The sequence below is a fragment of the Zhongshania aliphaticivorans genome, from assembly GCF_902705855.1.
In the GTDB taxonomy this organism is placed as follows: domain Bacteria; phylum Pseudomonadota; class Gammaproteobacteria; order Pseudomonadales; family Spongiibacteraceae; genus Spongiibacter; species Spongiibacter aliphaticivorans_B.
Window position 1 is genome coordinate 473938 of the sequence record NZ_CACSIJ010000013.1, and the last position, 13725, is coordinate 487662.

A 13725-nucleotide genomic window follows, 5' to 3' on the forward strand; every position below is an offset into this window, starting at 1 on the left:
TAGCCATTAGGTAATACAATGGATGGAATCATCCCTTGTTTCATTTACAGCAGTACAGGCGCAATTTACATGTGGTTTAAAAATCTTCTGATCTATCGTTTTACCAAACCCTTCACATTGACCGCCGAAGAGGTCAATGAAAAGCTCGCAGAAAAATCGTTTACACCATGCAATAGTCAGGATGTGTCTAGCTATGGCTGGACGCTGCCACTGGGTTCGCAAGGCAGTGAATACGTCCACGCTACCAATGGTTGCATTATGGTGTGTGCGCAAAAGCAGGACAAAATTTTACCAGCGTCGGTAGTGAACGAAGTGCTCGCCGATAAATTAGAAGAGATAAAATTAGCAGAAGACCGTGTACCTGGTCGCAAAGAGCGCACAGAGTTAAAAGAAGAGATTACTTTTTCGCTAATTCCACGTGCATTCACTCGCTCTAACCGTTTGTTTGCATATATTGCCCCCGAGCAAGGCCTGTTGATTGTTAATGCTGCTTCGCACAACAAGGCAGAGGAACTGCTTAACTTTCTGAGGGAGTCTTTGGGTAGTCTGCCGGTCATTCCGTTAAAGGCTAAAAATGTGGCACAGCATCAAATGACAGAATGGTTGGTGCAAGGCACTGCGCCGGCAGGGTTTGAGCTGGGTGGCGAGTGTGAGCTTAGAGATAAAGCAGACGAAAGTTCAGTGATCCGCTGCAAGAATCAAAACCTCTGTGCTGCAGAAATTAGCAGTCATATTCAGGCGGGTATGTTCGTCAATAAAGTCGCCTTACGCTGGACCGGTGATATTGAATTCGTTGTTGATGACCAACTCGCTATCAAACGGTTAAATTTCGGTGATTTGATTCAAGATAAAATCGGTGACGTACACACCGATAGTGCGGCCGATCAATTCGATGTTGACTTCGCAATTATGAGTGCAGAGTTCACTAAGTTTATTCCGGCGGTGCTTGAGGCTTTTGGTGGCGAGGACCTAAGCGAGCAGGATGAGGTAATCTCTAGCGCGGCTTAAGTGTGTAATATGCTGCGGTTTTGGCCGTAGCATATTTTACGCAGATCGATTGCAATTATTTTAGTCTCATACTAACTACATTCCCCCTGAGTTCCACACTGTTCGTACTATTCCTTTGCACACATAATTTACCTCTATCGTTATCGGTAGAAATACCTCCGTTTTAGGTTGGTTTGAGGTTGATACCTGCGAATCAAAAAGTACGTTGTTCTAGTGCACATAGGTACGCTAGCAAATAATAATAATGCTTAATTGGAATTTTTTTCTACCTAATTTCGATAAGCAATTGATATTAAAATAGAAATTAGCTTGTCATTACTGTTCTCTAAGTCAATATAAGTTGCTCTATTACGGGTATTTACGTATGTTTCTGCTTTTATGAACCGCGCAGAATGTGCCAACTGCAATATTGATTTAAATATCAATAAAGTCGGTATTGGCTATGCCCGCTGGCCACAATATTTAAGGCCTGCGTGACATAAATAATGATAAAACTAGAGCAAGCATATTACTGGATACATTAATCGAGGCTTTTCTATCCTAATTAAGTGTTTCACCAGTGCTATGTATAGAGGTTCGTAAATGAAAAAGATTCTTGGCGTTGAAGTTGTCGCTATGTTGTTCCCCGCAGTGGTATATGCAGGTCAAATCGAAGAGGTCGTCGTCACCGCTCAAAAACGTGCTCAATCTATCAACGATGTAGGATTATCCGTATCAGCTGCAACAGGCGAGCAGATGGCTGATGCAGGAATTAATGATACCGGTGACTTGGTTAAGGTCTCACCTGGTTTAGTGTTCACCGCGAGTCAAAATGGTACGCCCTTGTTCTCTTTGCGAGGGGTTGGTTTTAATGACTACACACTGGGTGCCAGCCCCGCAGTGAGTGTGTATGTAGATGAAGTACCGTTGGCCTATGGCGCATTTACTAAAGGTGCGACCCTTGATTTAGAACGTGTGGAAGTATTAAAAGGGCCGCAGGGCTTGTTGTTCGGTCAGAACTCTACCGGTGGCGCAATTAACTATATTGCTGCTAAACCGACCACTGAATTAGAGGCCGGTGGCCGCTTGAGCTATAGTCGTTTTAATAAGCTGGAAACCGAGGCCCATGTCAGTGGCCCACTTAGTGACACCGTTGCAGGCCGAATCGCATTAGCTACTACCCAAGCAGATGAATGGCAAAAAAGCGTGGCGTCTAATCGCGAGTTAGGTGCAGAGGATCTGTTTAAAGGTCATGCACAATTACAGTTTGATCTTAGTGATCGGACCACTGTGTTGGCCGGTGTAAATGGCTGGGCAGATAAGTCCGACACCCAAGCCGCGCAGCTCCAAGATATTCAGTTGCAATATTCATCACCTAGCGAGCCATTGGTTTCTGATGTGGCTGCAACGCAAAGCCGCATAGATGCGTTTTCTGTTCAGCCAAACGCCGCTAATAATGCGCGCAGTGCCGAGTGGGATGAAGGGCGCGATTTGTCTCGTAATGATGATTTCACGCAATTCACGCTGCGTGTAGACCATGAGCTTAACGATTCCCTGACGTTTACGTCCATCACGGCCTATTCTGAGTACAGAGAAGATTACTCAATGGACCGAGATGGCACCACCTTGCAGAATATGGGCATAGATTCTGAGGGCAGCGTTGACAGTTTCACTCAAGAACTTCGCTTGTCTGGCAATACCGATAGCAGCCAATGGTTAGTTGGTTTGAACTACGCGACTAACGATGTCATCAGCGATGAGACGGTGCTAGTCGGTGATTCAACCAATGTAGCGCTAAACCCTGGTGGCCCGTTTATCCAGAAATCTACCACCAGTATTACTCAAGATATTGAGGATGTCGGCATATTCGCTAATTTAGAATACGACCTGAGCGAACAGCTTACCGTGCTTGCGGGTGTTCGTTTTACACAAAGTAAAAATGATTTTACCTCTTGTAGTCATAATACTGATCCTGGTTTAAACGCCACCTTTGCGTTCTTTTCTGATGCCTTGAAAGGGCAGGCGCCGGGAACAACTGTTATCGTGCCAGGCCAATGCGTGAGCTTAGATGCAGCGACTGCCGATGTTAGTCGCACTCCCTACCAAGACACCTTAGATGAAGACAATGTGTCTTGGCGGTTCGGCCTAAATTACCGTGTTGACGATGACCTGTTGTTATACACACTCGCATCTAAGGGTTACAAAACGGGCAGCTATCCGATATTGCCAGCATCGACCACATCACAATTTGAGCCAGTTACGCAAGAATCAGTGCAAGCCTTAGAGGCGGGTTTTAAATGGACGCTGGCCGATCGGAAAGCGCAGCTAAACTCAGCCGTCTTCTACTATGAATATGACGATAAGCAGGTGCGCGGGAGTGTTAAAGATCCGGTGTATAACCAGCTAGATCGTTTAGTGAATATACCGGAATCTACCATTCAAGGTTTTGAGATGGAGCTAACGTATACGCCTATCGACGGCCTTATGTTGCGCGCCTCTGGCACGTATGTCGATACCGAAGTTAATGAATGGTACACATTCGTTAATCCCACCACAGGACAAGATGAAGACGGCTTAAATGGTGTGCGAGAGCAGGGTGACTTCGCTGGGTCTGAGCTGCCGTTCACTCCTGATTTTCATTTTGTTGCAGACGCGGATTACCGTCTGCCAATCAGCAGCACGCTAGGTGCTTTTGTGGGGGCCAATCTGATGTATAACAGCGAAGCAAACTCAACCTTTGGCGACCCAGATAAAACCCGCATTAATAGCTTCACAACTGTGGACTTACGTGCCGGTGTTGAATCTTTAGATGGTGTATGGAGCGCAACGGTATGGGGCCGCAACGTCACCGATGAATACTACTGGAGCAACCAGTTTGTAACTCAAGATGTCGTCGTTCGCTATGCTGCAAAACCTGTTACTTACGGTATTAGCTTTGCTTACAACTTTATGTAAGCGATGTGCTTAAGATCACCCACTTTGCCCACCCTAATGGTGGGCTTTTTTGTGCTTATATTTTAATACACGGAATCGTTCGAGAGTGTCGTGATGGGGCTCAGCTATAAACTAGTGTTGTCATTAAAGGTTGGCTTATACCTCCAATACTATTTGTGAACGACTTGGCCACGATACATTTGCCTTGTTTTCTGGCGATCGGCTGACACCGGCGAATGTGCGGGTAGCTCTTTGTCTCGGTAGATTTTAGTTCCCCTGTAGGTAATCTCGGTAATGTGGTGCGGATTTTCACTATTCGCCACTGCCTTGGTCGGTTCTAACTGGAAGGGGATGCCAGCTAAGGACATAATTTCAATTATCGTTTTACGGGTAAAGGGATCGCGGCTACGTTTACCTAAATCGGCTAAAGCTGTAAGTAGCTCAGGATCGGCTAAGCGTATTCGAGTGCCAAACTCGGCGTAAATGCGATTACGCAATTGCTGCAACAGCGTTACCATTTCTGGGGAGTACACCATTGGATTCCTTCACAGATGGATAAATGTCGATAAAGGACTAATATCGAAACGGGCTTAAAGCTAAGTACTGTGATACAGAGCAATAACCGTTCCAGCTCGTATTTTTCGATGTATTTACGGTGGTTGTGCTAAATAGGCACAAGTCTATGCCCCAATAGGGCGCACAGAAGAAATACGGCACTAAAAATAGGCGCTGCCAAGAAAATCAAATTATTTGGCAATTGCCATTACGGCAGATATTCGTTAGAGTAGCCGCCCTTAAAAAGCGGCCTACAGCGCGCTTGAGCTAAGTTTTGGTGAGGTGTCCGAGTGGCTGATTCGGAGGCTTTGTCGGAGAAAGCGCCCCTAGGGCGATAACGAGTATGCAGGCGTGCGACCTGACGCTCGTAAAACTATCTAAAATTTCGCAGATATCAGTTTTGGTGAGGTGTCCGAGTGGCTGAAGGAGCACGCCTGGAAAGTGTGTAACGGGTCAAACTGTTCGAGGGTTCGAATCCCTCCCTCACCGCCATTACATAAAAAACCCAGCCTTTGCGCTGGGTTTTTTATGTAATGGCGGAAATACTGTGAAAATGAAAAGTATCCCCCTTGGCTATATCTTCTCAACATAGCAGTTTTCTTGCTGTCCTAGATGTTTCTTTTATTATCTTGTCTGAATCAGCTAATTTACGGCGGCGCTGTTAACTTAGCGCCTGACTCCTTATCATTAGTCTTTTAAGCAAAGAATACAGCGAATTATGACGATTAAATGCACAATCGTGCCGGTGACGGCTTACCAGCAAAATTGCTCTGTAATGGTGTGTGAAGAAACAGGCAAGGCAGCCATATTTGATCCGGGTGGCGATATTGAAAATATTGAAGCCGCTATTGCCGAATTGGGTGGTACTTTAGAGGTGATTTATTTAACCCATGGGCATATGGATCACTGCGCCGCAGCAGATGTTATGCGCAAAAAGTATGGGGTTAAAATTATCGGGCCGCAGAAAGAAGACGCGTTCTGGATAGATAAGCTGCCTGATTGGTGCAAAATGACCGGCTTCCCCCACGCAGATCCATTTACACCAGATCAGTGGCTAGAGGATGAAGATACGGTTAGCTTTGGTGAGCAAACCTTGGCGGTTAAGTTTTGCCCCGGTCACACACCGGGCCATGTGGTGTTTTTCCATGAATCTGCCCGCCTGGCAATAGTAGGAGATGTGTTGTTTCAGGGCTCTATTGGTCGCACCGATTTCCCCAAGGGTGATTTTGATACGCTGGTGAATTCCATCCAAACCAAGTTGTGGCCGCTGGGTGATGATGTCACGTTTATACCGGGTCATGGGCCAACCTCAACCTTCGGTCAAGAGCGGGAAACCAATCCCTTTGTTGCCGATCACCGGTTTGGATGAGCTATTGTTATGAGTAATGAATTAACGCATTTTGATACCAAGGGTAATGCCCAGATGGTGGATGTGACCGAAAAAGCGGTGACTCAGCGCGAGGCACAGGCAAGTGGCAAAGTCACCATGCAGCCAGAAACCTTGGCATTGATCGCTGAAGGTGGTCATAAAAAAGGCGATGTGCTCGCTGTGGCAAGAATCGCCGGTATTCAGGCCGCAAAAAAGTGTTCCGATTTGATTCCCCTGTGTCACCCCCTCATGTTGTCCTCTGTTAAGGTCGAGTTTGCCCTTGATCACGACGCTAATGCGGTGCGGATACTGGCGCGCTGCAAATTGGCTGGCCAAACGGGTGTCGAAATGGAGGCGCTTACCGCCGTCTCTGTTGCTGCATTAACGATATACGATATGTGTAAGGCCGTAGATAAAGGCATGGTGGTGTCTGATATTAAGCTCTTAGCTAAGTCAGGCGGTCGCTCAGGCGATTGGTTTGCAGAAGAGTCGACGGCATGATCACCATATTGTTTTTTGCAAAATACCGCGAGCAACTTGGCTTAGGGCGGATGGATTTCACCCTTGATACCGCGTTATGCGTGGGCGACTTAAAAAAGCGTCTGGTTAGTGATGGCGGCGAAAAATGGGCCGAGGTTTTATTAGCAGACAATACCCTGTGCGCGGTTAATCAAACCATTGCAAATGACAGTGTTGAGATTAACGACGGGGATGAGGTCGCTTTTTATCCCCCGGTTACCGGAGGCTAGTATGCATAGCCGAGTTATTGTCCAAACCGACGATTTTGATGTTGCCGAGGAATGCCGAGCTTTGGCAAACAGTGGCCGCTGCGGGGCAGTGACTCAGTTTGTAGGCGTGATGCGAGATCGCAATGAAGGTGACGATATAGCTGTAATGGAGTTAGAGCATTACCCAGGGATGACCGAACGCAGTATTGAAACCATTATCGAACGGGCCAGCGAGCGTTGGCCGATATTAGCGGCGACGGTGATTCATCGGGTGGGTAGTTTGTTACCAGGGGCGCAAATTGTGTTTGTGGGCGTTGCGGCCATGCATAGGCAGGCTGCGTTTTCGGCCTGCGAATTTATAATGGATTACCTCAAATCCGAGGCACCGTTTTGGAAAAAAGAATGCAAAGCTGACGGCACTGAACGCTGGGTAGATGCACGGGATTCTGATGGACAAGCACTCAGTAAATGGCGTGTTTAGTCGTAATAGTCCGATCGGAGTAGCTTGCAGCGCTAAATTTGTGAGCTGGCTAGGTGTATAATCCAGCCTCGTTATTAAGTAATAAAGCGGCAGCCTCCACGCCTTGCCATAATAAAAGTACAAATAGGAAATTCTATGAGCCTTGATCCCCGCCAGTTCCGCAACGCCCTAGGTCAATTTACCACTGGCGTATGTGTTATTACCGCAAACCCAGTAGGCTACAAACCCTTTGGTATGACGGTAAACTCATTTGCCTCAGTGTCACTTGATCCTGCGCTTGTGCTATGGAGCTTGCGCAATGACTCTGAGTGTCTTGATGCGTTTAATAAATCCAAGACGTTCACAGTGAATGTGTTAGCGAGTGATCAATTAGATTTGTCTAATTTGTACTCTAAAAAGAGTGAACACGACCTTCGTGACGAGCACTTTCGAATTGGCAAAAGTGGTGCTCCAGTATTGCGTGGAGCCTTAACCAGTTTTGAATGTGAAACTTGGGCGCATTATGATGGTGGCGATCATATTATTGTGGTCGGCAAAGTGATTGAAATGGATAACAAACTCGGTGCCAAACCGTTGGTGTTTCAAGCCGGCCAGTACCGAGAGTTACGCTAAGTAAAATGGAGTAGGGAGGGCGATGAAATACTGTAGTAATTGCGGTGCGGAAGTTGTTAAGCAGATCCCCGCCGATGATGATCGCCTTCGTTTTGTGTGCCCACAATGCGAAATCATCCATTACCAAAACCCCAAAGTTGTGGTCGGTTGTCTGCCTGTGGCTGGCCAGCAGGTGCTGCTGTGTCGACGGGCGATTGAGCCGCGCTTAGGTTACTGGACTATTCCTGCTGGTTTTATGGAAAACGGTGAAACCATGTTAGAAGGCGCGCTTCGTGAAACCCGTGAAGAGGCGGCCGCCAAAGTCTGTGACGAAACTCTGTACCGTTTATTTGATATTCCCCATATCAATCAGGTTTACGTATTTTACCGAGGCAATCTGGACGGTGGTTATGGTGTCGGGCCAGAGAGTTTGGAGTCTCGACTCTTCTCAGAAGACGAAATCCCGTGGTCTGAGCTTGCATTTCCTATTGTTACAGATGTGCTTACCGAATATTTTGAAGACCGTAAAACCGGCGAGTTTCCCATTCGGGTCAGCACCCCGAGCAAATTGTGGGCAAAGCACGTAGGCTGGAAGCCGACGCCGGATAGCAAAATTTAGTAAAAAGTCCCATAAGCTACCGCACTCCCTCATTTTTCATTATGCGCTTTTCACAAAGCGCGCTATGGTTATACCTAGGCTGAAGATTGCTTTTGTGTACCTCCATTATTCTTTTGCCTGCGACCAGTAAAATAAGGAGATTAAATGGAATACGTTTATCACACCGTTGATGTTTTTACGCAGGCTGCTTACAGCGGCGCGCAAATTTCGGTTTTTCCGCAGGCTGATGGCCTAGATGACTCGCAAATGCAGCTCATAGCCAAAGAAATGAATCATCCAGAGACGGTATTTGTCTTCCCTGGTAACAGTGATGTTGCCGCTGAGCTGAGGGTTTTTTCTCCAGCGGGCGAGCGTGCTGTTGGTAGCCATAGCGTTGTGGCAGCGGCGCGAACCCTCGTTCATAGCAAGGCCTTGCCGGTCACAGATCGCGATTGTGTTGTGCATTTTTCGCAGGGCAAAAAGATAATTGACGCCGTACTGTCCTACGTAGATGGTCGTTTACTTACGCAATTGTCGATGGCGGTTAGCCCGCAAATAGATCGCTATGTTCCCGACAATAATGAATTGCAGCAGGTGCTTGGTTTGGGGCCGGATGACATCGAAACCCTTAAAGCTAAAACACTGTTTGTAAGTTGTGATACACCGTATTTGATTGTGCCGCTGCGCTCAATGGACGCGGTATACCGCGCGCGCTTTAGTCTTGAAGCATGGTCACGCAGTAGTGCCTCTTCTGTCGCAGTGAATGAGATTTTGGTTTACTGCAGCGAAACCGAATCCTTGCAGACAGATTTCCATTTGCGTATTTTGGGTGAGCATATTGCCCATGACGACAGTCCCCCGGTTGGTGCAGCAATTCCGGCTTTCGTAGCAAGTCTATGCGATACCCGTGGACTGGCAGACGGAACCCACACTTTCTGGTTAGAGCGCGGCCACAAAGCTAAGCGGCAAAGCATTTTGCAGGTCGAATTTGTGAAAAAAGCCACCGCCGCCCTAAAAGTAAGAATTGGTGGCGATGCGGTTCTTGTTGCTCAAGGTTCAATTCTTGCCCCAGCTGTAAGATCGTCAAAAGCGGCGTAGTTTTGTGCTTTAAATACACTTAGGTGCTCAGTCGGTCTCGACTGAATGCCTTTGGGTATTCCCTCATTTTTATGGCTGCTTTCTGTATACTAGTGCCCATTCTCAGCCAAGACACTTGTCCTTGGCTGTTCTTCGTTATTTATTAAAAGGCTTGTTACTTTCGCATGGATACACAGCTTTTGGTATTGGTTGCTGGCGTCGCTTTTGTCGGTCTGTGTCTGGGCGCTATTTTTGCCGTCGTTATTCTGCGGCGCAGTCACAATTTGCAACTGCGGATGTTAGATGAACAGCAAAAGACCTTGCAGGCAGAATTGGAATTGCAAAAAGCGGCGGGGCGGGAGTGCGCGGCGAAGCTAGAAGACACAGGGGCTGCTCTTGTTATTCAGGAGCGAGAAGCTGCGGTTGTGAACGAGCGCTTGGTCATGCAGATTGAAAGCTTGGCGAATACCCAGCGCGCATTGGCGGCCGCAGAACAAAAGAATAGTGAGCTGAACGATACGCTGGCAAGAAAAGAAAGTGCTTACGAGCATCTTAAAACCTCTACCGCAGAACAAATTGCCTTACTTAGCGACGCCAAAAAGCAATTAACGGATCAGTTTGAGCAGTTAGCTAATCGCATATTTGATGAAAAAAGTCAGCGCTTTCAAGTTCACAGTCGCGATGCTCTAGAAGTACAACTAAAGCCCTTTAGAGAGCAACTTAAAGAGTTTCGTGGCCGAGTTGATCATATTTACGACAGCGAAAACCGGGAGCGCGGCGAGCTAAAAGAGCAGCTCAAAAATTTACAGGAAATGAACCGCAGCATTAGCAAAGAAGCGCAAAATTTAACCCGCGCGTTAAAGGGCGACAACAAGGCGCAGGGTAACTGGGGCGAGGTGATATTAGAGCGGGTACTGGAAGAGTCGGGGTTGCGAAAAGGCCACGAATACGAAACACAGCTTAGCTTTACCGACGATAGTGGGCGTCGAAAGCAACCAGATGTGATTGTTCGTTTGCCAGATGAGAAAGACATTATCATTGATGCCAAGGTGTCATTGATTGCCTATGAACGGTATTGCAGCAGCGATGATGACGTTGAGCGGCAGGCGCTTTTGCGCGATCATGCCCAGTCAGTAAAAGCTCATATAAATGGTCTAAGTACGAAAGGTTATGAGCATATAGAAGGTCTACGGACGCTGGATTTTGTGTTTATATTTATCCCAGTTGAAGCGGCCTTTATGGCTGCCTTTGAGCATGATCCAGAACTGTTTCGTGATGCGTATGAGAAAAATATAATCGTCGTCGGGCCGACAACGTTGCTGGCGACTCTACGCACGGTGCAAAGTATTTGGCGCTATGAACGACAGAACCAAAATGCTGAGGAAATCGCCCGTCAGGCGGGTGCGCTTCACGACCAGTTTGCCCTTGTTGTGCAGTCATTAGAAGACGTCGGTAAGCATCTTGATCGAGGTCGCGATGCCTATGAAAAAACCCTGAACAGAATGACGCTGGGTAAGGGTAATTTGGTGTCGCGGGTGAGTCGTTTAGAGGCTTTGGGCGCCAAGGTGAAAAAGACCCTGCCGGCATCGCTGATTGACAGGTCTGAGATTGAAGGCATCGATTTTGACGATGCCGGTAAAGATAACTAATTAAAGGAGCTTACGGTGGCATCAGTAAAAATTGGGAATTTAGCACCTGCGTTTTCGCTAAAAAATCAAAATGGCGAATCGGTTAACCTAAAAGACTTTAAAGGCAGCAAAAATGTTGTGCTGTATTTTTATCCCCGCGCTAAAACACCTGGCTGCACTGTACAAGCCTGCGGTATTCGCGATACTAAAAAGGCCTTTGATAAATTAGATACGGTAGTACTTGGTGTGAGTCCTGACTCTGTCGCTAAATTGAAAAAATTTGAAGAGAATCCGAAGAAGGAAGAAAGCCCGCTAAACTTTACTCTGCTGTCTGATGAAGATCATAGTATTGCCGATAAATATGGCGCCTGGGGGCCAAAGAAATTTATGGGCAAAGAGTATGACGGTATTCTGCGGAGCACCTTTATTATCGGTAAAGATGGTCGCTTAAAGCACATTATGGCGAAGGTAAATACCAAGACTCATCATGATGATGTGCTGGCCTTGATTGAAGAGTTGGGTTTGGCTGAGTAAATTTAGAGTTCGGCGTCCATTTCGTTATTTGTGGACGCCACTTTATTCAGCTTATAGTTTTCTAAATCCTTAGACACCATATCTAAACACAGCTTAAGTACAATGGCGTCGTCTAAAAAGCCTGCTATGGGGATGATATCCGGCACGGCGTCTAGTGGCAGCAGTATATAGAGCAGGGCAGTCACGACAGATCCTAATGACCACCAAGGTATTTCTCGATAATCACCCTTTACATAGTCCTGCAGCAAGCTAAATAAGGTTTTTACTTGGCTGATATAAGGCGCGAGTGAGGCGTTTTTAAGAACCTTGTTGATAATGCGTTCGCGATTGCTCAGCGCATAATTGATCTCAGAATCACTCAGCTCAGCTGCGCCTTCATCTAAGACTTTTTGGGCGCGGTTTTTGGAAAAAATTTGCATCACATGTTTACCCAAGGTAACGGTGTAAATTTGATTCTACGTGCTCTATTGCAAAGGGTAAATGTCGTCCGATGTGAAGCCGCACATGCTTCTAGCTCGGGCAGCTAAATTTTGGGTATTGCGTCAATCAATATACTGCCGTACCAGCTCAGATTTCAAAATTTTACCAGAGGCATTGCGCGGCAAGTCTTGGCTGCTAATCCAAATCTCTTGCGGAATTTTATACGCCGCCAGTTTGTCGCTGAGATAGCTTTTGATGTCATCGCTACTGATTTCTGCGTTGTCGCGGGGTTTAATGACGGCAGCAGGGATTTCACCCAAGCGTTCGTCGGGTACTGCGATAATAGCCGCTTCAGCGATACGGGGATGCAGGCTTAGACAAGCTTCGATCTCAGCTGGGTATATGTTTTCTCCGCCGCGTATTATTAAGTCTTTAGCACGGCCTACTAGGTATACGAAATTCTCTTCGTCTAGGTAGCCAATATCACCAGTTGCCATCCATTCGCCATCAAAGCTAATTTTATTTGCGTCGGGCTTGTTCCAATATTTCTTTATATTACAGACTGATTTTAGCCAAATTTCGCCAGTTGAGCCGGCGGAGAGTAGCTGACCGTATTCGTCACGGGTTTGCCATTCGACCAGCGGTGATAGGGTGCCAGCGCTATTGGGTTTGTACATAAAGGCATCGCCGGTGCAACTCGCGCATATTGCATTACTTTCGGTCATACCATAGCCGGTTCCGACGTAGCTAGTGCTTAAGGTATTGGTAATGGTTTCTTTAAATGCGGGTGGGCAGGCGGCGCCGCCACCGCCCAGTGAAAATAGACTGCTGGTATCACTGCTCTCAAAATCAGGGTGACGGAGTAAATCCATAACCATAGAGGGTACGGCGCTAAAAATGGTTACTCGCTCCTGGCTGATAAGTTTAAGTGCCTCTTTCGGTGACCATTTATACATCATCACGGTTTTTCTTCCGCCGCGAAGATTAAGTAAAAATGCGGCGTAGCAACCCGAGACGTGGAAGAGCGGTACGCTTAATAATGTGCAGGGCGCAAAACCACCGGCAAACATATTTTCGATGGCCTTAGGGTTGGCCATAGCGGAGCAAATGCCATGAAACTCAAAGCTGTATATTGCTTGGCAAATATTTTTATGGGTAGAGACTGCACCCTTTGGGCGTCCAGTCGTCCCCGAGGTATACATGATTTGTGCAATATCGTTTGGTGCGCAGGCAATGATTGGTAATTCTCCGCCACGATTTTTGGAAATTATGGCATCAAAATAGTCAAGGCTATCGTCAGTATCTGAATTGGCTCCGGTGACAAGGGCTTGGCAGCCAAGGTTTGCGAGTAATGGTTTGGTGAGCTGTAAGCGAGGAAGGTCACAGATTAACAGCTTTGCTCCGGCATCCTCCAAACAATAAGAAAGTTCGTCTGCGCTGCCCCATGAGTTCAAGGGAACAACCACTGCGCCGACTGAAACGATTGCAGCATAGGCGATCATCCATTCGGGGCAATTACGCATGGCGATAGCCACGCGCTCACCAGTGGCGATTGCTCTGCTGTTGATGAGGTAGTGACCTAAGGCATCTACTTTCTCAAAAAACTGCGAGAAGCTAAGGCGTTCTTGCTGGTAAACCAAAAACTCTTGCTCACCGTGGGCTCTGCCTGCATCCACAAGTTCGCGCATTGTTGCCGGTGCATTTTTGTATTCTCGAAGAGTGCCGTCACTGCTTGAACAAATTTCAAAGGGTGCGCCAACTTGGCAAAGTTGCTCGGTGCAGGTTGTTAGTCGGTTTGAAATATCGTTCATCGTAAATCGGTA

At 47.1% G+C, this 13725-nt stretch carries 14 protein-coding genes and 1 tRNA gene; 12 read left to right on the forward strand and 3 right to left on the reverse strand.

Annotated elements, in window-relative coordinates:
* The first annotated feature begins 69 nt into the window (after nucleotides 1-69).
* Nucleotides 70-1008, forward strand: a complete 939-nt coding sequence (gene rdgC, locus GVJ32_RS11820) for a recombination-associated protein RdgC (protein WP_159240294.1) — start codon at nucleotides 70-72, stop codon at nucleotides 1006-1008.
* 582 nt (nucleotides 1009-1590) lie between these two features.
* Complete coding sequence (locus GVJ32_RS11825) at nucleotides 1591-3942, forward strand: TonB-dependent receptor (protein WP_159240295.1); 2352 nt, start codon at nucleotides 1591-1593, stop codon at nucleotides 3940-3942.
* Between the two features lie 149 nt (nucleotides 3943-4091).
* Here GVJ32_RS11825 and GVJ32_RS11830 read toward each other — a convergent pair whose 3' ends face one another.
* Complete coding sequence (locus GVJ32_RS11830) at nucleotides 4092-4454, reverse strand: hypothetical protein (protein ID WP_159240296.1); 363 nt, start codon at nucleotides 4452-4454, stop codon at nucleotides 4092-4094.
* Between the two features lie 424 nt (nucleotides 4455-4878).
* Here GVJ32_RS11830 and GVJ32_RS11835 point away from each other — a divergent pair.
* The 10 genes from GVJ32_RS11835 (at nucleotide 4879) to bcp (ending at nucleotide 11482) form a co-directional block, all read left to right on the forward strand.
* Nucleotides 4879-4968, forward strand: a tRNA-Ser gene (locus GVJ32_RS11835).
* 226 nt (nucleotides 4969-5194) lie between these two features.
* Nucleotides 5195-5845: an MBL fold metallo-hydrolase gene (locus tag GVJ32_RS11840; RefSeq protein WP_200841406.1), complete on the forward strand. Its 651-nt coding sequence runs from the start codon at nucleotides 5195-5197 to the stop codon at nucleotides 5843-5845.
* 9 nt (nucleotides 5846-5854) lie between these two features.
* A complete protein-coding gene (moaC, locus tag GVJ32_RS11845) occupies nucleotides 5855-6346 on the forward strand; it encodes a cyclic pyranopterin monophosphate synthase MoaC (protein WP_159240297.1) in 492 nt (163 codons plus the stop codon).
* On the forward strand, nucleotides 6343-6594 hold the full coding sequence (locus tag GVJ32_RS11850) for a MoaD/ThiS family protein (RefSeq protein WP_159240298.1): 252 nt from the start codon (nucleotides 6343-6345) through the stop codon (nucleotides 6592-6594). Before moaC ends, GVJ32_RS11850 begins: the two co-directional genes overlap by 4 nt.
* Before the next feature lies 1 nt (nucleotide 6595).
* Nucleotides 6596-7054, forward strand: coding sequence for a molybdopterin synthase catalytic subunit MoaE (moaE, locus tag GVJ32_RS11855; RefSeq protein ID WP_159240299.1), 459 nt, complete (start codon nucleotides 6596-6598; stop codon nucleotides 7052-7054).
* A gap of 135 nt (nucleotides 7055-7189) precedes the next feature.
* The gene (locus GVJ32_RS11860; protein WP_159240300.1) at nucleotides 7190-7666 is read left to right on the forward strand and encodes a flavin reductase family protein; all 477 of its coding nucleotides are present in this window, start codon (nucleotides 7190-7192) and stop codon (nucleotides 7664-7666) included.
* Nucleotides 7667-7688: 22 nt separating this feature from the next.
* On the forward strand, nucleotides 7689-8264 hold the full coding sequence (locus tag GVJ32_RS11865) for an NUDIX hydrolase (protein ID WP_159240301.1): 576 nt from the start codon (nucleotides 7689-7691) through the stop codon (nucleotides 8262-8264).
* A 144-nt stretch (nucleotides 8265-8408) separates the two neighbouring features.
* Nucleotides 8409-9341 carry a PhzF family phenazine biosynthesis protein gene (locus tag GVJ32_RS11870; RefSeq protein WP_159240302.1) on the forward strand — a complete coding sequence of 311 codons (933 nt, stop codon included), beginning with the start codon at nucleotides 8409-8411 and terminating at the stop codon, nucleotides 9339-9341.
* A 164-nt stretch (nucleotides 9342-9505) separates the two neighbouring features.
* Nucleotides 9506-10969, forward strand: coding sequence for a DNA recombination protein RmuC (gene rmuC / locus GVJ32_RS11875; protein ID WP_159240303.1), 1464 nt, complete (start codon nucleotides 9506-9508; stop codon nucleotides 10967-10969).
* A gap of 15 nt (nucleotides 10970-10984) precedes the next feature.
* Nucleotides 10985-11482 (forward strand): thioredoxin-dependent thiol peroxidase, encoded by a 498-nt coding sequence (bcp, locus tag GVJ32_RS11880; protein ID WP_159240304.1) that lies wholly within the window; start codon nucleotides 10985-10987, stop codon nucleotides 11480-11482.
* A 2-nt stretch (nucleotides 11483-11484) separates the two neighbouring features.
* Here bcp and GVJ32_RS11885 read toward each other — a convergent pair whose 3' ends face one another.
* Nucleotides 11485-11901 carry a YkvA family protein gene (locus tag GVJ32_RS11885; protein WP_159240305.1) on the reverse strand — a complete coding sequence of 139 codons (417 nt, stop codon included), beginning with the start codon at nucleotides 11899-11901 and terminating at the stop codon, nucleotides 11485-11487.
* 123 nt (nucleotides 11902-12024) lie between these two features.
* Nucleotides 12025-13713 carry a class I adenylate-forming enzyme family protein gene (locus GVJ32_RS11890; RefSeq protein WP_159240306.1) on the reverse strand — a complete coding sequence of 563 codons (1689 nt, stop codon included), beginning with the start codon at nucleotides 13711-13713 and terminating at the stop codon, nucleotides 12025-12027.
* Between the last annotated feature and the right edge of the window lie 12 nt (nucleotides 13714-13725).

Excerpts from the sequence above, each read along its gene's own strand:
- rdgC (WP_159240294.1), top strand. The coding sequence starts at position 70 with ATGTGGTTTAAAAATCTTCTGATCTATCGTTTTACCAAACCCTTCACA.
- GVJ32_RS11825 (WP_159240295.1), top strand. The coding sequence starts at position 1,591 with ATGAAAAAGATTCTTGGCGTTGAAGTTGTCGCTATGTTGTTCCCCGCA.
- GVJ32_RS11840 (WP_200841406.1), top strand. The coding sequence starts at position 5,195 with ATGACGATTAAATGCACAATCGTGCCGGTGACGGCTTACCAGCAAAAT.
- moaC (WP_159240297.1), top strand. The coding sequence starts at position 5,855 with ATGAGTAATGAATTAACGCATTTTGATACCAAGGGTAATGCCCAGATG.
- GVJ32_RS11850 (WP_159240298.1), top strand. The coding sequence starts at position 6,343 with ATGATCACCATATTGTTTTTTGCAAAATACCGCGAGCAACTTGGCTTA.
- moaE (WP_159240299.1), top strand. The coding sequence starts at position 6,596 with ATGCATAGCCGAGTTATTGTCCAAACCGACGATTTTGATGTTGCCGAG.
- GVJ32_RS11860 (WP_159240300.1), top strand. The coding sequence starts at position 7,190 with ATGAGCCTTGATCCCCGCCAGTTCCGCAACGCCCTAGGTCAATTTACC.
- GVJ32_RS11865 (WP_159240301.1), top strand. The coding sequence starts at position 7,689 with ATGAAATACTGTAGTAATTGCGGTGCGGAAGTTGTTAAGCAGATCCCC.
- GVJ32_RS11870 (WP_159240302.1), top strand. The coding sequence starts at position 8,409 with ATGGAATACGTTTATCACACCGTTGATGTTTTTACGCAGGCTGCTTAC.
- rmuC (WP_159240303.1), top strand. The coding sequence starts at position 9,506 with ATGGATACACAGCTTTTGGTATTGGTTGCTGGCGTCGCTTTTGTCGGT.
- GVJ32_RS11885 (WP_159240305.1), bottom strand. The coding sequence starts at position 11,901 with ATGCAAATTTTTTCCAAAAACCGCGCCCAAAAAGTCTTAGATGAAGGC.
- GVJ32_RS11890 (WP_159240306.1), bottom strand. The coding sequence starts at position 13,713 with ATGAACGATATTTCAAACCGACTAACAACCTGCACCGAGCAACTTTGC.